This is a genomic window from Stieleria tagensis, from assembly GCF_024129865.1.
In the GTDB taxonomy this organism is placed as follows: Bacteria; Planctomycetota; Planctomycetia; order Pirellulales; family Pirellulaceae; genus Stieleria; species Stieleria tagensis.
Genome location: NZ_JAMYFE010000122.1, coordinates 1 through 20,183 on the forward strand (window position 1 = coordinate 1; position 20,183 = coordinate 20,183).

General features: G+C 57.6%; 14 protein-coding genes. 6 read left to right on the top strand and 8 right to left on the bottom strand.

Translation table 11 applies throughout. From position 1 onward, the window contains the following. Window positions 1-196 precede the first annotated feature (196 nt). From rplL to NHH03_RS24825, 4 genes are all read right to left on the bottom strand, one after another. Window positions 197-610, bottom strand: a complete 414-nt coding sequence (gene rplL, locus NHH03_RS24810; protein WP_253160850.1) for a 50S ribosomal protein L7/L12 — start codon at window positions 608-610, stop codon at window positions 197-199. 75 nt (window positions 611-685) lie between these two features. Next, window positions 686-1,210 (bottom strand): 50S ribosomal protein L10, encoded by a 525-nt coding sequence (gene rplJ, locus NHH03_RS24815; protein WP_253160852.1) that lies wholly within the window; start codon window positions 1,208-1,210, stop codon window positions 686-688. Between the two features lie 38 nt (window positions 1,211-1,248). Beyond that, the gene (gene rplA, locus NHH03_RS24820; protein WP_253160854.1) at window positions 1,249-1,926 is read right to left on the bottom strand and encodes a 50S ribosomal protein L1; all 678 of its coding nucleotides are present in this window, start codon (window positions 1,924-1,926) and stop codon (window positions 1,249-1,251) included. 220 nt (window positions 1,927-2,146) lie between these two features. After that, the gene (locus tag NHH03_RS24825; protein WP_253160856.1) at window positions 2,147-2,644 is read right to left on the bottom strand and encodes a CinA family protein; all 498 of its coding nucleotides are present in this window, start codon (window positions 2,642-2,644) and stop codon (window positions 2,147-2,149) included. Between the two features lie 404 nt (window positions 2,645-3,048). Between NHH03_RS24825 and NHH03_RS24830 the strand changes: the two genes are divergently transcribed. Then, on the top strand, window positions 3,049-3,879 hold the full coding sequence (locus NHH03_RS24830) for a hypothetical protein (RefSeq protein WP_253160858.1): 831 nt from the start codon (window positions 3,049-3,051) through the stop codon (window positions 3,877-3,879). Window positions 3,880-3,898: 19 nt separating this feature from the next. On the opposite strand, the gene NHH03_RS24835 is transcribed toward NHH03_RS24830, so the two are convergent. After that, entirely contained in the window at window positions 3,899-5,707 is a 1,809-nt protein-coding gene (locus NHH03_RS24835; RefSeq protein ID WP_253160860.1) for a response regulator, read from the bottom strand. Window positions 5,708-6,287: 580 nt separating this feature from the next. On the opposite strand from NHH03_RS24835, the gene NHH03_RS24840 reads away from it, so the two are divergent. From NHH03_RS24840 to NHH03_RS24860, 5 genes are all read left to right on the top strand, one after another. Next, on the top strand, window positions 6,288-8,708 hold the full coding sequence (locus NHH03_RS24840; protein ID WP_253160862.1) for a hypothetical protein: 2,421 nt from the start codon (window positions 6,288-6,290) through the stop codon (window positions 8,706-8,708). Between the two features lie 156 nt (window positions 8,709-8,864). Then, window positions 8,865-9,248 carry a hypothetical protein gene (locus tag NHH03_RS24845; RefSeq protein ID WP_253160864.1) on the top strand — a complete coding sequence of 128 codons (384 nt, stop codon included), beginning with the start codon at window positions 8,865-8,867 and terminating at the stop codon, window positions 9,246-9,248. Beyond that, complete coding sequence (locus NHH03_RS24850) at window positions 9,245-11,455, top strand: hypothetical protein (protein WP_253160865.1); 2,211 nt, start codon at window positions 9,245-9,247, stop codon at window positions 11,453-11,455. The genes NHH03_RS24845 and NHH03_RS24850 overlap by 4 nt, the downstream gene beginning before the upstream one ends. A 65-nt stretch (window positions 11,456-11,520) precedes the next feature. Then, window positions 11,521-12,447, top strand: a complete 927-nt coding sequence (locus tag NHH03_RS24855) for an ABC transporter ATP-binding protein (protein WP_253160952.1) — start codon at window positions 11,521-11,523, stop codon at window positions 12,445-12,447. Then, on the top strand, window positions 12,444-14,111 hold the full coding sequence (locus NHH03_RS24860) for a hypothetical protein (RefSeq protein WP_253160867.1): 1,668 nt from the start codon (window positions 12,444-12,446) through the stop codon (window positions 14,109-14,111). Before NHH03_RS24855 ends, NHH03_RS24860 begins: the two co-directional genes overlap by 4 nt. Window positions 14,112-14,193: 82 nt before the next feature. On the opposite strand, the gene NHH03_RS24865 is transcribed toward NHH03_RS24860, so the two are convergent. From NHH03_RS24865 to NHH03_RS24875, 3 genes are all read right to left on the bottom strand, one after another. After that, window positions 14,194-17,337, bottom strand: a complete 3,144-nt coding sequence (locus NHH03_RS24865; protein ID WP_253160869.1) for an error-prone DNA polymerase — start codon at window positions 17,335-17,337, stop codon at window positions 14,194-14,196. Between the two features lie 39 nt (window positions 17,338-17,376). Continuing rightward, entirely contained in the window at window positions 17,377-18,252 is an 876-nt protein-coding gene (locus tag NHH03_RS24870; protein WP_253160871.1) for a hypothetical protein, read from the bottom strand. A 580-nt stretch (window positions 18,253-18,832) separates the two neighbouring features. Next, entirely contained in the window at window positions 18,833-20,176 is a 1,344-nt protein-coding gene (locus NHH03_RS24875) for a DUF1552 domain-containing protein (RefSeq protein WP_253160873.1), read from the bottom strand. Window positions 20,177-20,183 lie beyond the last annotated feature (7 nt).

Consider the following 20,183-nt stretch of genomic DNA (forward strand, 5'->3'; position numbering starts at 1 on the left):
AACGCCGTTGGCGTAGAGATCGAAGTAGCGATTTGCCGATCCATTCGAGTTGAACCGGCAGTTTAGCGCAACATCATCACTTGCGCGTCGTGCTGTTGGTGATGGTCGGCGCATAAAAAAACTCTGCGGTTGAGCGCCGAGGGGGCTCAAGCACGCAGAGTCTTGATGTGCCGGTGAAGGCTGGGAACAGGTCGAACTACTTCAGTTCAACGCTACCGCCAGCTTCTTCGATTTCGGCTTTGACCTTTTCAGCGTCTTCTTTGGAGACGGCTTCTTTCAGGGTCGCGGGGACGCCTTCCACCATCTTCTTGGCTTCCATCAGCGAAGCGCCGGTCAGGTTTTTGACGACCTTCACAACGTTCAGCTTCTTGTCGCCGAATCCGGTCAGGATGACGTCAAATTCGGTTTGCTCGACAGCTTCGGCAGCTCCGCCGTCGCCACCACCAGCAGCCATCATGACACCACCGCCAGCGGCGGGCTCGATGCCGTGGACATCTTTCAGGTAGTCGCTCAGCTCTTTGGCTTGCTTGAGGGTCATTTCGGCGATCTTATCGCCCATTTCTTTTGCTTCGGCACTGAACTCAGCGACCGCAGTGGCTTCATCAGACATGACAGGTTTCCCTTAAAAAACGAATGGTCGGTTGTTTGTAAAACGATTTGGGGGTTCGATAGCTGCGGCGGCCGACTACTCGTCGCCTTCGCTGATCTTTTTCAGCTGGCTGTTCAGCATCTTCCCAGGTCCCAGCATCGCGGCGGATAGCGTGGATCCTGGTCCGAGAATCTGTCCGACAAGAATCGAGACTTGTTCTTCACGGCTGGGCCATTTACTGACCGCTTTGACACCATCGGCATCAAGCTGTTCACCGTCCATGACGGCGCCGCTAGCGACAAAGTTCTCGTACTTCTCGCCGTCCTTGTCCAAACGGACAACTTCCTTGACCAGCGACACAAAGTCTTCGCCGCCGTAGCAAACTGCCACGGGGCCACTGGCGCCTTCGAAGGCCGGAGCCAACGAAGTTCCCTCTGTAGCGCGCCGAGCCAGAGAGTTTTTCACGATAAACATCGTGATGTTCTTCTCGGCCAGTTCGCTACGAAGTTCATTAGTCGTGTTCGCGTCCATCCCGACGGTGTTGACCAAAACGGCGTCTTGGACACCATCAAGCCGCCGCTGGATGTCGCGGGTCACGAGTTGTTTGACGTACTTACTCATCAGATTGATTCACTGGATTGAATGTTCGAAATCGCCGACTAGCAAGTCACTCGCACACTCGGGCTCATTGTCCCGCAGATAGCGACGCCCTTGAGATAGGTGCCCTTGACGGCTTGCGGCTTCATGCCGTTGACGAAATTGACGAATGCATTGATGTTGTCGACTAGTTTGTCGGCATCAAAGCTCATCTTTCCGACCATTGCATGGACGTTGCCACCCTTGTCATTACGGAACTCGACCTTCCCGGCCTTGTATTCCGCAACCACTTTGCCGACATCCGGCGTGACCGTTCCGGCGCGAGGACTGGGCATCAGGCCACGCGGGCCGAGCACACGTCCGAGCGGGCCGACTAGGCCCATCATGTCGGGAGCAGCAATACAGACGTCAAAGTCTGTCCAGCCGTCTTTGATCTTCTTGGCCAAGTCGTCTTGGCCGACTTCATCCGCACCGGCTTCTTCGGCCGCTTTGGCCGCGTCACCTTTCGCGAAAACGACGACACGTTGCTTTTTTCCGATTCCATGCGGCAAAACCAGCGAACCACGAATGATTTGGTCAGCTTGGTTGGGATCAACTCCCAATCGCATGTGGACTTCGACCGTTTGATCAAACTTGGTCGAGTCGTACTTCTTCAGCGTCTCAACAGCTTCCGACAAAGGAAGCGGATTGGCTGGTTGTTTTTCGAGTGCGGCGCGATACCGCTTTGATTTCTTACCCATATGGTCACGACTCAAAGGAGGTCGGGTGGTGTTAGCAAAATCACCGGGCCCGAGGCATTACGAACCTCGGCGGCAAATTCTCCCACTTCTCAAAAACCTAATCGGCTTTCGAAGAGTCGAGAATATTGAGAAACTCGGCGAAATCGTCAACGCCAATTGTGCAACTTGCCAAGAAGTTTTTTTTAGCTGCCATGGGATCGACCCGGACAGCCCCCGTCGGTCACTTGTCTGTGGCACCGCGGCGGAGCACCCGGACGAGCGTGTCGATCACCGCCTGAGCCGCCTCGCGTTGACGTCCGACGCGTTTATTGGCCTTCAGCTCCAGCTGCCAGGTCCGCGGCGACTGGCCGCGAAGCCCGACGCCTAAGAAAAAGACCCCGTCCATCCCCGGCGGCGCATCCGGTCCAAGGTGACCGGTCACCGCGGCGGCAATGCCAGCCTGCGGCGTCTGGTGCAACGCGCCGCCCACCATCTGATGGGCCACCGGCGCACTGACCGACGTGTGCCGCTCGATGATATCGGACGCGACGCCCAGCCATTTGACCTTGGATGCGTCTTGGTACACCACCATCGAACCGCTCAGCCACTGGGAAACCCCCGGCACCGTCGCCAAAGTCGCCGCAACCAACCCCCCGGTGCAGCTTTCGGCCAGCACCAGTTGCTGCTGCTGTGCCGCCAGCAGTTCGACCAATTCGACCGCAGCGCTCTCTAAATCCATTTCAATTCTTTCTCGACGGAATCACGATCGGGTGAAAAATATGCGTTGACGAAAACCCGTGCCAAAGTGTGTGCCTTGCTGGCTCTTCTGAACAGCACCGGCAAAAGATTTGCACGCCGAGTGGTTTGTCGCACCAAAATCCCTGCGTTTGCGACCAAAGGATTGACGCATCCGGTGTATCCTGCGGTGCTCCACTGCGACCCTGTTTTTTGGTAACCCGACGCGTCACTTCAACGGCGCTGGTGTGGAGGATTTATCCGACTCGGGTGAGGGTTTTCTGCGAAGAATCAGGCCGGTCGGATAAATCCTCCACACCAACTAGCGACCGGCTAATTAAATCAACAGCCCGGTCGGGTTACCATAAAAGCGCAACTTCAAAACGCACACAGCGCCGCCTGCTTTCCATGCAACACACCGCGACAGCCCCCCACGCCACAACACAGCACGCCACACCGTCACACCACTTGGCGACGATCACGCCCATCGCCGATCGCGATGCCGGCCAAGTCCTGTCGTTGGGCTGGAAACTGTTTCTGAACGCTTGTCTGTTGCTGATCCCCACGCTGCTAGTCGGTTCGCTGATTCCGGTGCTGGGCGTCGTGTTTTGGTTCGCTCCGGTTCCCGCGCTGTGGCTGTTGGGTATCGGGTTGGTGTTAGTGCTGGTGGTGCAAGTGCGCTGGGCGACGGCTTATCCCGAATGGCCGATGAACCGTGTCCTGGTGCGGCGACTGCGGTCGGTGTGTAAATCACGCAGCGGCCAGTCCTGGATCGACAACGCCCGCCTGGTCGAGTGGGTGCCCCGCGAGAACTGGGCGGCGAGCAAGCTAGAAACGGCGGAGGACGTGATGTTGATCCGAGTCAGCGACGATGGCATTGAAATGGAAGGCGACTTTGCTCGCTACTGGTTTCCGCCGGAGTCGATCATTGATGTGGAGACCGAATCGGTGCGTCCGGCTGGCTGCGTGCACGCATTGCACTATGTGATCTTGGTCGTTCGCACCAGCGATGGCCCCCAAGAGTTCCCGTTGTCGTATCGCGATCTGGGGCTAGGCCAACTCTCGTCCACGCGACGCTATCGCCAGACCATCGAATTGGCCCATCAGATCCGTGGCATCGCCCGCGGCGGTGATCTGACCTATGGCGACCCGGCGGCGCGAAGTCACCCAGCGCATCTCCAGGTCAGGCCACGGGCGCGCTCTCAGGTCAATCCCTATGCGGCCCCGCGAGCGGTTTAGGAATCCTGGCCGGCGACCGCTAAACGCGATTGAATTGCTGGTCGACGGAGTCGTCGACCGGGTTCGGGTCGGGAACGGCGCCGTTGGCTTGCAGCACGGTTTGGACCACATCGACCAATTGATCCAGCCGGAAGGGTTTGAACAGTTTGGCTTTGGGGTGCAGTCCGTTTTGCAAAGCATTGACGATCGAGTGCCCGGGGTCATAGCCGAATCCGGTCATCAAGATCATCGGCACCGGGTCGATGATGGCTTTGAGCCGCATCATCAATTGAAACCCGCTGTATTCGGGCAGTTTGATGTCGCTGATGATCACATCGTACTGGCTGTCATCACCGGCGTTGCGAACCATTAGAACGGCCTGATCGGCGCGCTGCGCGGTTTCGACGATTGCCCCGTAGCGTTCCAGCAACGTGTGCGCGTCTTCGCGAACCGTGCCATCTTCGTCAACGACTAAGATCCGTTTGCCTCGCAACATCGCATGCTCGTTCGATGCGATCCCCGGCGGCACCGCTTCCAGTGGCGTCATCCGCTGTCCGATTTGTTGGATCGTTTGTTTGATGTCGCGGGCGTTGCGCAAGATTCGGCGGATGCGATCGACCATTTCCGGCGAATGGCCGATGTAGTCTTCCATGACATTGACCGCGTCGTTCAGGATCTCGTCGACCGGCATCGCCACGGCACTGTGGATTGCATTGCAGCTCTGTTGAGCGGTGTCGGCTTTTTGGGCGACCAGCAACTCCAGCGTGTTCAGTGCAAAGCTGATGTCGCGGGCAAAGATTTCTAGAAACTGCAGGTCGCTTTCGCTGAACGCGGCCACGTCGGGGCTTTCGACGTTGATCGTGCCGAGCACTTGGTCATTTAGAATCAGTGGCACAGTCAACGAGCTGCGCGAGTTGGCCACGCCGGGCAGGAACAAGGGGTCGTTGACGACGTCGTAGCACAGGTAGCTGGTTCCACTTGAAGCGGCATAGCCGGTGATGCCATTGCCCTGTGGGTGGGCAAACAATTGTCGGTCGGCGGCTTGTTGATCGATGCCGACACTTAGCAGCGGCACCAGATTTCCGCTGGCCTGTTCCAGCAAGCGAATTTCGATGACGTCGAAATTCAATAGATCGGTTAGATAGTGACGGATGTTGTCTTTGAGCAGATCGATGCGTTCGTCGACGCCCATCTGGTAGATTTCGGTGGGCCGCAGATCGGCCAGTTCGCGCCCCGCGCGGTGGATCGCCGCGAGCTTCTGTTGCTGCAGGATTTCTTCGGTGATGTCACCGACGGTGACCACCAACTGCGTGGCCGGTGAGTGGTCGCCGACCGGCGCCGCACGGACTTGAAAGAATTGGCTGTCGGAGGTCTGGAAGGTGCCGCTGGTTTCTTCGCCGGTCGACAGGGCGGTCTGGAAGGGACAGGAATCGGATCCCATGACACCCGGATTACCGAGTAGTTCGTAGATCGTTTCGCCGACCGGATCGTCATCCAATTTACCGGCCCAGCTCTTGAGCCGGCGGTTGGCCCACAGCACACGGAGTTTTTGGTCAAGTAGCGCAGCGCCCTCGGGCAGATCGCGCAGCATCAAACCGCTTTGGCACAGCCCCCGCAATTCTCCCAATTCGGGCAGCAGTTCGCGGGCAATCCAGACTCCCTCGATGGCAGGGTCCGACAACTGATCCAAGACCGTTTGCGACGAATCGAGCAAAAGCACGTCGTCGTCGGAGAACCCCCGCGGCAATGTCTCGGCGGGGCCGACACAAATCAATCGCTTTGACTGCTCAGCCGAAGCGGAACCACCGGATAGGTTGCCGGTGCCGGAGGGATGAGTGGATCGAGTCATAGGACGTCTCTGACCACGAAAGTAAAAACGGGTTGAAACGGCTCGCCTTGGGCCGTTCCTGAGTGTTCACCGATCAATCTGTCTGCACAACACGGGTGTTCATCGGCAAGACTCCACTTGGAATCATACGAGAAAACGCGTGATCAACCACCTTTACTGCGCGCCAAAACATCGGTTTCCTCCGCCAAACCGGTTCAGCTGCCTGTCAACCCACATTGTGGTCCGTTCATCTGCCCGTAGTTCGGGCGGTGCGATCGCAGTCCAACGCCTCCATTCGGGCCCGAAGCCCATTGTTGACCTCCGCGGCGTGATCCGGCTTTCTTTTTTGGCTGCCAAGATTAATGCGACAGCCAGCCGGAAATACCGCAACAATTCATCTTTATGCATGCCAGCGAAGTAATCTTCGCAAATTACCCAATCTGTAACAGGCGGATTGTTGACAGGGGTATGCGCAGGTCTAAATTCAAGGGGCTGGGCCGTAGCCCAAACTACGCAGCCGTTAAAAACTCTCTCGTATTTCCATCGCTGGCTCACTGGCTGTGAGACTAAAATTGGAGGACTCCCTCGAATGACTACAAACATGTTTCGATCCATCGCAGGACTGTGCGCCGCGCTCCTGTTCGCGGCTAACGTTTCTGCCGGATGTGGCGAATGCGGCGGCTGCGCAAGCGGTTCTGGCTGCGTCTCCGGTGGCGGTGTCGCCAGCGGTAGCGGCAGTGGCGCCGTTGTCGACGGTGATTGTGGTGCGGCCTGTGGGCCGACCGTGACCTACCAAACGCAAACCGTCATGCGACCGCAAATGACGACGGAAACCCGCATGGTTCCGACCACGACCTATCAAACCGAAACACGCAGTCGTATGCGTTCGGTAACCCGACGCGTTGCCAAAGTGCAAACCCGTCAACAGACCTACACGGTCAACGTACCGACGACTCAGACCCGTACCGAGTCCTACCAAGTTCAAGTGCCCGTCGGCTACACCGAAGAAGTGCCTTACACGGTGCAGGTCCCGGTGACGACCGAGGTCGAACAACAGTACAGCGTCTGTGTTCCTTACACCGACACCGTCGAACAGACCTACTGCGTGCAAGTTCCACAGACGACGGAAGTTCAACAGAACTACACCGTTTGCGTGCCTTACACCGAACCGCAAACCTACACGGTCAACGTTCCTTACACCGAACAAGTGCCGCAAGAGTACACCGTTTGTGTGCCCGTTCAAAAAACGCGAACCGAGACCTACGACGTCCAAGTTCCGTACACCGAGCAGGTCGAACAGCAGTACACCGTTAGCGTGCCCGTTCAAAAATCGCGGACCGAGACCTACCAGGTTCAAGTTCCTTACACCGAACAGGTCGAACAGGCCTACACGGTGTGCGTGCCGGTCACCTCGACCCGCACCGAAAGCTACCAAGTCTGTGTGCCCTACACCGACACGGTGACGCAAACCTACGCCGTTCAAGTGCCTCGCACCGAACAAGAAACCTACACGGTCCAGGTCCCTTACACCGAACCGCTTGAGCAAACCTACACCGTTTGCGTTCCTTACACCGAGCAAGTGACGCAAGAATACACTGTGCAGGTTCCTTACACGGAACAGGTCGAACAGACCTACACCGTGCGTGTTCCGGTTACACAAACACACACTGCCACTCGCAGCGTGACCAAGTGCGTGCCCGTGACGACGATGAAAACCGTCACCGAAGACCACGGTAGCTACCAATGCCAAGCCGTCACCAGCAGCCCCGCTGTCAGTGCCGGTGCCGGATGTGGTGGTGACGCTGGTTGCGGCGGCGGATGCGACGGCGGATGCGGTGCTGCTAGCACTGGATGCGGCGGATGCGGTGCTGCCACTAGCGGCTGTGGCGGATGCGACAGCGGTTGTGGTGGATCGGCTGGTATCGTCGGCGGTGCCGGCTGCAGCAGCCCCTGTGCTCCGACCGTGAGCTATCGTCAGGTTTACGTGCCGAACTTGGTTTGCAAACAAGTTCCTGTCACGACCTACCAACAACAGGTCACGCAAGAGCCGTACACCTACACCACGACCAGCTACACCTGCGAAACGAAAACGCGAATGGTGCCCGTCACCAAGTGCCGTACCGAAACTCGCACGCGTACGATCAACGTCACCAAGTACCGCAACGAGCAACGCAGCCGAACCGTGCAGGTTCGAAAGTGCCGCACCGAAGAACGTACCCGTGACGTCACCAAGTACAGCACCGAAACTCGCACCCGCGAAGTCCCGGTTCAACGCACTCGCATGGAAACTCGCACCCGCGAAGTCCCCGTGACGACCATGACCACCGAATCGCGCACCCGCACGATCAATGTTCAAAAGTGCCGCACCGAAGATCGCACCCGCGAAGTTCCTTACACGGTCATGACCACCGAAACCCGCAGCCGCATGGTTCCGGTCACCAAGTGCCGTACCGAAACTCGCACCCGCGAAGTTCCTTACACCGAAATGAGCACCGAAACCCGCACCCGCATGGTTTGTGTTCAACGGACTCGTCAGGAAGAGCGAACTCGTAACGTTACCAAGTACCGTAACGAAACTCGCACTCGCACCGTTCCGGTCACCACCATGACGACCGAAACCCGCTCTCGCAGCGTCCCGGTTCAACGGACTCGTATTGAAACCCGCACCCGCATGGTTCCCAAGACGACCTACACGACCGAGCAACGCACCCGCACGGTGAACAAGACTCGCATGGAAACGGAAACCCGTCAGCGCGAAGTCAGCTACACCGTTTGTGTCCCAGAAACTCGCACCCGTACCTACAACGTCACCGTTTGCGAAAACGTGACCGAACAGGTTCAGGAAAACTACAACGTCTGCGTTCCCGTGACGACGATGAAAGAAGTTCAAGTGCAAGTGTGTCGACAAGTTCCGACCACCATCCAAGTTCCTGTGTGCAGCTACGGCACTTCGGTTGTCGCACCAGCAGCAGCTGCTGCCCCGATGGCGACCGGCGCTGGATGCACCAACTGCGGAAACTAATCTGGTCTCCGATCGCCGACCCAGACGATCGACGACAGTGAAACGAAACGGCCCGCGCGAGGAAACTCGTGCGGGCCGTTTTTTATTGGACTCGCGGCAGATCGGGATTTGGTATCTTGGTGACTCTTGTCCACCGATACCGTTGAACCAGCTGACATGTCTGACCCCGTCGCAGCCGAACCGATCCTGCCAAAAATTTCGCTGAGTGGGTTGATCGGGTTGGTCACCGCCAGCGCCGTCGCAATGGGGATCGTGCAACAGGCTGTCACCAACGGCCAGACCTGGGCCGTGCTGACGACGATCGCCTTGGCTGCAATCGTGGTCCCCGTACTGATGTATGTTGGCACGTTCTCTGCCGCCAGCTTGTTCTCGACCATCGGGTCCGCAGCAATGGGACCCGACGCACCACAAGTCGTTTACGTCCCGACCGCCGTCATGCCGGTCCGCAAGATCGTCGGCGACGGTGATTCCGACACTGATTCCAATGCCCCTGGCGCCGCATCCGTCCAAGCCATCCCAACCGACGAGACCAACGAATGATTCGAGTATGGGTGCTGGTTGTTGCGGGGATCTGGATGACAGCCTTGCAACCGCTGCGTGGTGAAGAGATTCAGCTTGGTGTGGCACCCTCGAATCCCGCCGCCGCTGGATTTTCGATGTCTGTGTTAACCGAACGTTTGGGCAACGAAGGTTTTCAACCGGTCACCCTGCGATTCAATGCGATCGGCAAATCATTTTCTGCCCAGCGGCAACTGCGGATTCAATTTCGACCGCGGACTCAATATCACACCGAACTGGATTTTCAGTTCACCTGCGACGTGACCGTTCCTCAAGGCGTCAAAACCCATGACGTTTCAATTTTGGTGCCACACTTCTATCGCTGGGAATCCTGTTGGGTCGAGATTCAGGAAAATGGACGGCGGGTCGGTAAATTCCCTTCGTCGATGGGGATTTCCCAGTTGGCCAAGGATTGGGGCCAACACGTGTCGATCGGGATCATTGTGCCGCGCGACGCAGCTAGTTCCGGCCAACCCTGGGCCACGTTCCCCGACGTCCGCTCGATCGTGACTGTCATCGGCGGCGGACCGATCGACGACCAGGCGGATGTCAAACGCTTGGACGACAAACAGTCGCGGGACTACATCGACAAACTCAAGCACAGTTGGGTCCGCTTTCGAATTTTAGACGAAGACGAATTGCAAACGTCATGGTTGGGATACAGCCAACTCGATCTGATCCTGGCTCCGTTTCCTGTGTTGAAGCGAATTCAATCCGACCAGCCCCGGCACAGCGATGCGCTGCAGCGATGGGTTTCCGCAGGCGGCCAGATTTGGGCCTACGCCGCACCGCCGCAATCCACTGCGACAAAGTCATCGGATTGGTTGACGGTCACCGACAAGCAATCCAGCGCTGCATTGCAGTTCCCGGTAAAACCCGCACGCAATCTATCGCTGGGGACCAACAACGACACCTCGCCGATCGAGTACCAACCGTGGAGCTATGGCAGCTACTACCAAAACTCCTATGCCTATAACGCGTCGGGCAATAACGAAACCACTCGCAATGCCGTCTACAAAGATCTGATGTCGGCAAAAAACCCGATGGTCGAAGTGCTCAAACCCGGCGAACTGCAAGCCAAAATCGGCGTCGTCTCTTATGGGCTCGGACGCGTCGTTTTGATCGACGATCCAGATCCGTTTCCCGGCTCGTTTCAACTGTGGCAGGGACTGGAAACCGATCAACAAAAATGGTCGCAGCGAAATGGCGTGGATTACTCCACCGGCAACGACAGCTATTGGGCTTGGTTGATGTCCGCGGTCGGCCAGCCACCGGTCACCGCATTTGTGATCTTGAACGGTTTGTTTGTGCTGGTGATGGGGCCCGTTCTGTACTTCACGCTCCGGCGACGGGCTCGATTGTACCTGCTGTATTTCCTTGCCCCGGCGATGGCTTTGGTCGTGACCTTGGGGTTGTTCCTATACGCGTTTCTGTCCGATGGATTTGACAATCGCGCTCGGGTACGGCAACTGACTTGGCTGGACGGAAAACACCCGACACAAAATGCGGCGGATGACCAGTCACATTATCCAGCGATCAACCAATCGCGTCAGACGTACTACACCGTCGTCGACAACCAACAAGGATTGCGTTTTCCCGACGACACGATGGTCTTACCGGTTCACCATTCGGCATTGATGAACAACTACAACTACAACGTCGCCAGTGGGCAGCGACCGGGCGACTACCTGATTCAACAACAGGGCGACCAGCGGATTTATTCGGGCGATTTCCTGCCGACTCGATCGCAGGTCCACTACTTAGTGACACAACCCAGCGAGCAAACGTTTCCGATCGACGTGCAATTCGATGCTTCCACGGTCACGTTGACCAACCGGCTGTCCACCCCACTGCACCGGGTGATGGTTCGCGATCCGGACGGGATTTACTGGCAATCCAATCATGTTCCGCCCGGTGCGACCGTACAGCTCAATCGCGAGAACAAGAATCTGTTCCCGCAGATCGCCAACGACGTGATCGATCCCAGTACGTCTGATTTGCCGGTGCCCTATCAGGCGCGCACCTCGCTGAATGATCGGACCGGGATGGAGACCAAATTCAGCGACTTTGTCCAAACACCGCCGACACGCTCGTTTGTCGCGTTGACCGATGTTGCGGCCGATCAGTTCGCACTCCGCCAATGCGTCCCAGAAGATTGTGTCCAGCTGATCGGAGGCATGCTGCCATGATCGAATTGGCCAACCCAACCGCCGAAACGGTCACGGCAACGCCGCACCTGTCTTGGCAGGGGCCGATGATTGAACTGCAATCGTTGACGCGACTGTTCGGTACGACCCGTGCGGTCGACAATGTGTCGTTCCTGGTACCGCGCGGCAGCGTGTTCGGCTACATCGGTCCCAACGGTGCCGGCAAAACGACCAGCATGCGAATCCTGGCAACACTGGAATTGCCGACCAGCGGCGATGCATTCGTCGAGGGGCTGTCGTCGGTCAACGATCCGGATCGCGTCCGCCGTCGACTGGGGTTCATGCCCGACAGTTTCGGTTCGTATAGCGACACCAACTGTGCCGAATACCTGGACTTTTTTGCCCGCTCCAACGGGCTGATCGGTCGCGAACGGACACGGCGAATGCGCTGGGTGATGGACTTCACCGGTCTGCGTTCGATGGCCGACAAACCGATCACAGGACTGAGCAAAGGAATGCGCCAGCGATTGTGTTTGGGCCGCGCGCTGATCCACGACCCATCCGTATTGATCTTGGATGAACCCGCCGCAGGCCTGGACCCACGAGCGCGCATCGAATTGCGGCACATCATTCGATCCTTGGCCGCCGATGGAAAAACGATCCTGATCAGCAGTCACATCCTCAGCGAATTGGCCGAGATGTGTGACCGCGTCGGCATCATCGAACAAGGCCGATTGTTGGCCGATGACACCGTCGCCGGTTTAAAGAATCGCTCGCAAACACACCGCGATCTGATTGCGGTCATCGACGGTGAACTGACACCCGCGATCGACGTCCTATCCGAATTGGATTTTGTTTCGGATGTGATCCAGGCCGAACACACGCTGCGATTTCGCATCACCGGCGATCGCCGCCGACAAACCGAAGTCCTACATCGCTTGTGTGATGCCCGCGTGAGCGTGCTGGAGTATCGGTTGATCGACGAATCGCTAGAGGATCTGTTTTTGAAAGTCACATCGGGGCGTGTGCAATGACCGATCACAATTCGTCCAGCCCGCCGCTGGCCGCCGGCGCAAATGGCAACTCCAGTGCAGCGGTCGCCGGCAGCGCCCTGGGCGACAGTTCCTTAGGGGGTGGTGGCGAATCGATTCCCTATCCCGCGCTGGCGCTCGATCCCGACGGCCACGGTTTCTGGGGCGGTGTCGACCGCATCACCGAGCGTGTGACACGCGTCTTGAACCCGATTCTGGTCAAGGAGGCCCGTCAATCGCTCAAGAGCAAACAGTTTTTATTCACCTTCTTTTGTCTGCTGGCTGCGTCTTGTGCATGGACGATCCTGGGGATCGTTTTCAACGCGCCTGATGTCTACTACATCCCCAGCGGCGACACGTTGATGATCGGTTATTTTCTGATCTTGTCGGTGTCGATGTTTGCCTTTGTACCGATCGTCGCCTTTCGTTCGCTGGCTGCCGAACTGGACGAGGGCACCTACGAGATGCTGGCGATCACGCGTCTGTCTGCCTGGCGAATCGTCTCGGGCAAAATGAACAGCGCCGTGCTGCAGATGATGATCTATTTTTCTGCCATCGTGCCCTGCTTGGCGTTTTGTTATCTGCTGCGCGGCATCGGGCTGTTGACCATCATCTTGGTGGTGGCGATCGTCTTCATCGTCGCTCTCGTGTTGACGTCGCTGGGACTGTTGCTTTCGACACTGGCGACTGGTCGCACCCTGCAAACATTCCTGTTGGTCGGGCTGATCGCGTTCATCACGTTCGTCGAATTCACCTGTTGTGGAATGGTGTTCTCACTGGTGTTGCCGGAGGACTGGAGCGGTACCTGGTTCGGATTTCTGATTTCGTTTGTGATGGCCGGTTCCTTTGTGGTGCTGTTTCTGTCGGCTGCAGCGGCCCGCATTGCGCCGATCACAGAGAACCGATCCACACGGTTGCGGGGAATCCTGTTCGCGCAGCAAGTGCTGTGGATCATCACGATTTCCTACGCCGCTTGGTCGACCGGCGAACCGGACTGGGCCAACGTCGGTGCGATGCAGTTGGGGATTTTCTGGTTGTTCGTCGGCATCTTCATGTGTGGCGAATCCCCTGAACTCAGCCCCCGTGTCCGCCGTGGTTTGCCGTCGACCTATGCCACACGGATGTTGTTCACCTGGTGGACACCGGGCCCGGGGACAGGATTCATGTTCGTCGTCGCCACCGGCATCGCTGGGCTGATGGTGCTGGCCGGTGTCGGTGCCATCAGCATTCAATCCGGGCTTGGCAATCGCAGTTCAGCGGACACGCCGCCGGTGTTTTTTGCAGCGATCATGGCGGGTTACTTGTTGGGTTACCTTGGTGTGATCCGCTTAGTGTCGATGCCGTTTTTGAAGCGATTCGGCCCCTCCTTTGTCGCGCCGCTGCTGGCCGCCACCCTGGTTTTCTTTGCCGGAATCATTCTGCCGGCGATCTTTGATGTGGCCATTCAAGGCCGCGTGCCCAACAACTACACGGTGGTGCATGCGAGCAACTGGATGTGGACGTTAAGCGAGGCGTTTAGTGGTGGAGTCGCCGGCGAGATTGCAATGCTGATTTTTGCCGTCGGCCTGTTGATCCTGGCGATCAATCTGATTTCGCTCTTTCGCGAATTCCGCATCCGTCGCATCGCCGTGCCACGCCGGGTCAGCGAAGACCGCGCCCAGGCCTAGCCCGCCAGGATTCAACGCCTTGCAGCGGCTGATTCGCCACCATGGGACGCGATTTGGTGACGGTTCTTTTTTTCGTCGAGTGTTAGCGGAAATCTCGGGAGCGAATCGTCAGCCCTTGGACCTGGGTCGACAAATCGGTGATTCGCCCACAGATCACATGGATCACGCCTTTCTTGTTTTCCAATTTTCCGTCGACCAACCAAGCATTGCTGGTCTTGGCAACCTTGAAAAAACGCTCCCAGACTTTGGGGAATAGCACCAGATTGATCGGCCCGGTTTCATCTTCGATCGTCACAAATGTGATCCCCTTGGCCGTGCTGGGGCGTTGTCGCATCAACACCAAACCGGCCACTCGCACGTGACGCCCGTCACGCAAGTCCGGCAGTTCTGCGGCGGTCGCACAGCGCAGCCGAATCAATTCTGGGCGGGCAAACGAAATCGGGTGGGCCTTGAGACTCAGCCCGGTGGTACTGTAGTCGGCATAGACTTCCTCCAGCGGTGACATCGGCACCAATTCGTCCGGCAGCGGTTCGTCGTCATCAACGGCATCCAGCAGCGGCGTCTGGCCGGGGTGGGTCGCTTGCCCCAACGATTGCCACACCGCCGCACGGCGATCGCCCGCAACACTCGACAGCGCGTCGGCGTCGGCCAACAGTGCGATGACTGCGGCGGAGCTGCCGCTGCGCCGCGAGAGGTCTGCAATGTCGCGAAACGGGCCGCTGGTCTGTCGTGTCGCCACGATTCGCTGGGCCGATTCGTTTGCCAGCGAGTGAATCGTACCCAGGCCCAATCGCACCGCCGGGCCGCTGCGGTTCGGGTCCGGTTCGAGCGTCGATTCGACATCGCTATGATTGACGTCGACCGCTCGAATGCGAACGCCATGAGTTTTGGCGTCGGTGATCAACTGTGCGGGGGCATAAAATCCCAGTGGCTGGCTATTCAGCAGCGCGCAACAAAACGCAGCCGGGTAGTGACACTTCAGATAGCACGAGGCGTACACCAGCAGAGCGAAACTGGCGGCGTGCGATTCGGGAAATCCATAATCGCCGAAGCCACGAATCTGGTTGAAGACCTGTTCGGCAAATTTCCCGGTCAACCCGTTCTGTTTCATGCCGTCCAACAATTTGACGCGGAATTGATCGATCACGCCGGGGCGTCGCCAGGCGGCCATGGCCCGGCGCAACTGGTCGGCTTCGCCAGGGGTGAACCCGGCGGCAACCACGGCCAGACGCATCGCTTGTTCTTGAAAGATCGGCACACCCAGCGTCTTTTCCAACACGCTGCGAATCGCTGGACTGGGGTAGACCACCGCGTTGGGGTTTTCTCGCGCCGTCAGAAACGGGTGCACCATGTCACCCTGAATCGGTCCCGGGCGAACAATCGCAACCTCGATCACCAAATCATAAAAGCAGCGTGGTTTCAAACGAGGCAGCATGCTCATCTGCGCACGGCTTTCGATTTGGAACACACCCATCGTGTCGGCGCGACAGATCATGTCGTAGGTGGCCCGGTCGTCCGGCGGCAATGTCGACAGGCTCCAGTGGTCGCCGTGATGTTCGCGCACCAAGTCGAAACAGCGGTGCAGCGCCGACAGCATCCCCAGGGCCAATACATCGACCTTGAGTATCCCCAATTCGTCCAAGTCATCTTTGTCCCATTGGATCACCGTGCGTCCGGCCATCGCGGCGTTTTCGATTGGACAGAGTTCGCACAATCGCTCGGCCGACATCACCATCCCGCCGACGTGTTGCGACAAATGCCGTGGAAATCCGACCAGCGTGCGGACCAAATACTCAAACCGCTTGCCGACGTCGGAATCCGCCTCCAGCCCGCATTCGCCCATGTCGGCGGTCAGCCCCTCCTGGGATCGATGGCTGCCGGCGATCTTGGAAAGTGAATCGATCAGGTCCGCCGACAATCCCAACGCTTTGCCGACTTCGCGAATCGCACTCTTGCTGCGATAGGATGTCACCGTCGCCGTCATGCCCGCTCGATCACGCCCATACTTTTGATACAGATATTGCAGGACCTCTTCACGCCGCTGGTGTTCAAAGTCGACGTCAATGTCAGGTGCTTCGTTGCGTTCGCGGCTGATGAATCGCTCGAACAACAATTCGTTCTGACTGGGGTCGACGCTGGTGATGCCCAGGCAATAGCAGACGGCCGAATTGGCCGCACTGCCGCGACCTTGGCACAGAATGTCACGACTGCGGGCAAAGCGAACGATGTCCCAAACGGTCAGAAAGTAGGCTTCGTAATGCAGTTCTTCGATCAGTTGCGTCTCGTGTCGCAACATCTCAATCACGCGTTGCGGCACGCCACCAGGCCATCGCTGTTGGGCGCCTTCCCATGTCAATCGCTTGAGATGTTCGATCAATGACATCCCCGCCGGCGCGATTTCTTCGGGATACTCATACCGCAATTCGGACAGGCAAAATCGGCATTGGTCGGCGATCTCAATCGTTCGTTCGATCGCGTCTGGGACCGTGGCAAACAAACGTTGGATGTCATCCAGACTGCGCAGATGATGCTGGCTGTTGGAAAACCGTTGCTCGTGGACTCGGTCGATCGTGGTTCCGTTGCGGATCGCTGTCACACAATCGTGCATCAGCATCCGCTCGGGCGTGTGGTAGTAAACGTCACCCGAGGCGACCAGCGGCACACCGGATTGGTCAGCCATGTTACACAACCGCGCGAGTTGCCCCCGGTCGTCGACGCCCTGGTGAAGCGAACCGAGCAGGTATCCGGAGTCACGAAACAGCTCGCGGAACGGGCCGCGCAAGAATTCGGCCTTTAACGAGGGCCGATTGAATTTGTCAGGCGGATCTGCTTTTGGGATCGCCTGCTCAGACGACTCATAGGCACCGGCCAGCATCCCTTGGCTGAACTCGGCAACGTCATCCCAGTGCAATTCACATTGGCCCTTCTCGACTCGCTGGCGGCCGCGAGAAAGCAATTGGCAAAGGCGACCATAAGCGGCTCGATCGGTCGGCCACAGCACCAACGATGGCGCATCGGTCGGATGGATTTCCGCACCGACGATGTATTTGAAATCCAAGTCGCGGGCGGCACCAAATCCACGCACCACACCGGCCAGCGTTTCCGAATCCGTGAGCGCAATTCCGCCGTACCCCAGCGCGGCGGCGCGGCGGACCAGTTCATCGGGATGTGAGGCCCCGTGCAGGAAAGAAAAATTGCTTTTGCAGTGAAGTTCAACGTAGCGCATGACGCAACGTTAGACAGTTATCGCCGACCGGGCAACTCGCTAGCGGATGTCCTGCAGCACGCTTTGCGCCCGCTCGGTGAAATCCTTTTGGTCGATCAATCGCAATACCGTTTGGCTGCTCATCAGACGCACCAATGATTCGCGGTCAAGCGGTCTGCCCTGTGCGATGATTTCTTTAAAATCTGGATCCTGCTGCAGCTCCTCGATCGCCGACTGGATCTGAGGATCGTCACGCAATTCGGCAATCTTGGGATGGTGCAATAGCTGCTCCATTTTTGCCGGATCGCTCAATTGCCGCACGGTTTCGCGATAGCTGCCGACTTGTTTGAGCGCTTCGACGCGCTCAAACGGATTGTATTTTTTGGCGATCGGGCCGAACGCACTCTGACGCGTCTCGCTGGCCCAATGGTCAATTGCCACGGCAATGCGATTGGGGGTTTGGTTGTCGCCACGTTGCCACTGCTGGACACTCATCAATCCACCACAGATCAACAGGGCAATTGCACCGCCCTCGACCAGCCCGATCGTGAATCCGCAGTAGCTGTTCAGGACGTTTAACTTGCGGCGTTTGGCTAACACCATTCCGCTGGAAAGCGAGATCACAAGCGTCACAATGAGGGAGATCATCAGGCCGATGGATCCGATGCACAACAAGCGATTGGTCAACCCGGTGGTGCCGAACTGTGCCGAAAATTGGTCTTCATAACGAAGCCCAATCCAGGGGGCGATCGCCACTGCCAAGATGAACGCGACCACCGTGGCGACGATCCGACCCAATCCCATTTTGAAACCGCTCCAACCGAACATCGCAATGCCGATCACGGTCACCGCAGCGACGGTGTCGCCACTGCGATAAAACGCAAAGCCCGAGGCCAAGGCGGCGGCCCAGAGTGGATAGAACAGCCAAATGGGCATCGAAATCCGATCGCCGGGATCTGGCGCGTGTGGATGAGAAGCGGGTTCAGGTGGTCCAGGCATGATGGATTCATCGCGAATCGAGTTGCGCCAACAATACAGCTTGTCTGCAGTATAGGTTGCAAAGATTCAGCAGGACGCCGGTTTTTTCAAAGTCCAGCGAGGCAATCCATCAACGCGCCAAATCCCTCGCCGACCGGGCCGTTGATTTAGTGAGCGAGACGCGTGAATCTTGAAGCGGTGTTTTTGCGTGGGGCATTGGTTTTTGGTCACCCGATGCGTGAGTTTTGAAGTTGCGTTTTTGCGTGGGGCATTGGTTTTTGGTAACCCGAAGCGTGAGCGAGGGATCCCGTTAACACCCTAAATCCCTCGCTCACGCTTCGGGTTACCGTAAAAGCGCAACTTCAAAACGCGTGAGCGAGGGATCCAGCGAACACCCTAAATCTCTCGCTCACGCGTCGGGTGACCATTCCCGCGCTAATTTGCCTACGAAGATTGACGCAACAGCTCGTGATGGGTTGGGTCGCGACAAAAGCGCAACTTCCCAAACGGCCAAGTCGCGTCTTGCCCCCATTTCGAACTAGGCGATCAAAGGCGTGACAATGTCGGTGCTGTCGGCAAAGCGATCGATTTCCAGTCCCATCATCCGCGCTTGGGTCAGCCATAGATTGGCCAGCGGTGTTCCGTCTGGCAGGTTGATGTGCTGGCCCGATCGGACCCGTCGTCCGCCGCCGGCGACAATGATTGGCAGATCGTTGTACTGGTGAGTCGAGCCGTCACCCAATCCCGATCCATAGGTAAACAGCGTGTTGTCCAACAGTGTCGTGCCGTCCGGCTCTTGGATCTGATCCATTTTTTCGACCAGATAAGCAAACTGTTGCATGTGAAAGCGATCAACCTTCAGCAGGTCGTCGATCATTTTGGTTTGGTTGTGCGACATCTGGTGGTGGCTGCGCGGTGTGTCGAACAAGCCTTCGAACTGATACGGTGTATCCCAGCGTTCGGGACCGACCATCAACGTGGTCACGTTTGTCAGTCCGGTTTGCAAGGCGACAACCATCAAGTCGCCCATCAGGCGGATGTATTGGCCACGCGGCAAATAGGCTTCTGGGGGTTCTTCAAAACTGACGTGTGAAAGTTCCGTCTTCATCGTTTCCAATCGATCCATCTGGGTTTCGATGGTGCGGATCGACTCTAAATACTCGGCGAATTTGTGTTGATCCGCCTGGCCAAGATCTCGCTTTAGTTCAGCAGCATCCTGCAGAACCAAGTCGGTGATGTCTCGGTAGCGATCGATTTCTTGTGTCGAGAACAGACGCTGGTACATTTTCCGTGGGTCGCGAATCGATGGAGCCAGGTGGCCCGTTCCGTACCAGGAAATGTTGTCAAAGTAGATCGATTCTTTGTTGTCACGGTGACTGTTGCAGCTGAATTCCAACGTGGCGAACGGCGTTGTAGTACCGATCTTGTCGGCGACCAAATGATCCAGTGTTCGATCGAGTGGCCATGCCGAACCGCTGATCGTGTACGGCACCGCACTGCTTAGATAGCAGGATGCACATTGGGCATGAACATCGGTGCCTTGCTGGAACGTGCGGTCCATCCCGGTGATCAAGTTGATTTTCGATTTCAGGTTTTCCAGCGGTTGCATCGTTGGTGTCAATTCTGACAGCGGAGTGACGCTGTAGAACGGGTTTTGTTTGCCCAGCGATTTCATCACATTGCCCAGGTTTCCTTTGGGGATCACATGGTCAGACTCGCCGGGAAAGAACCCTCGTCGGACGACTCCGATGGGCACATAAAAATGCGCCATTCGCTGGGCAACGGTGGTCGGCGCGGCGGCAACGGCCAGGCTTTCCAGCCACGGCAACGACAGTGTCGCGCCGCCGATTCCACGCAGGAACGTTCGTCGTGTGGAAGTCATTGTCATC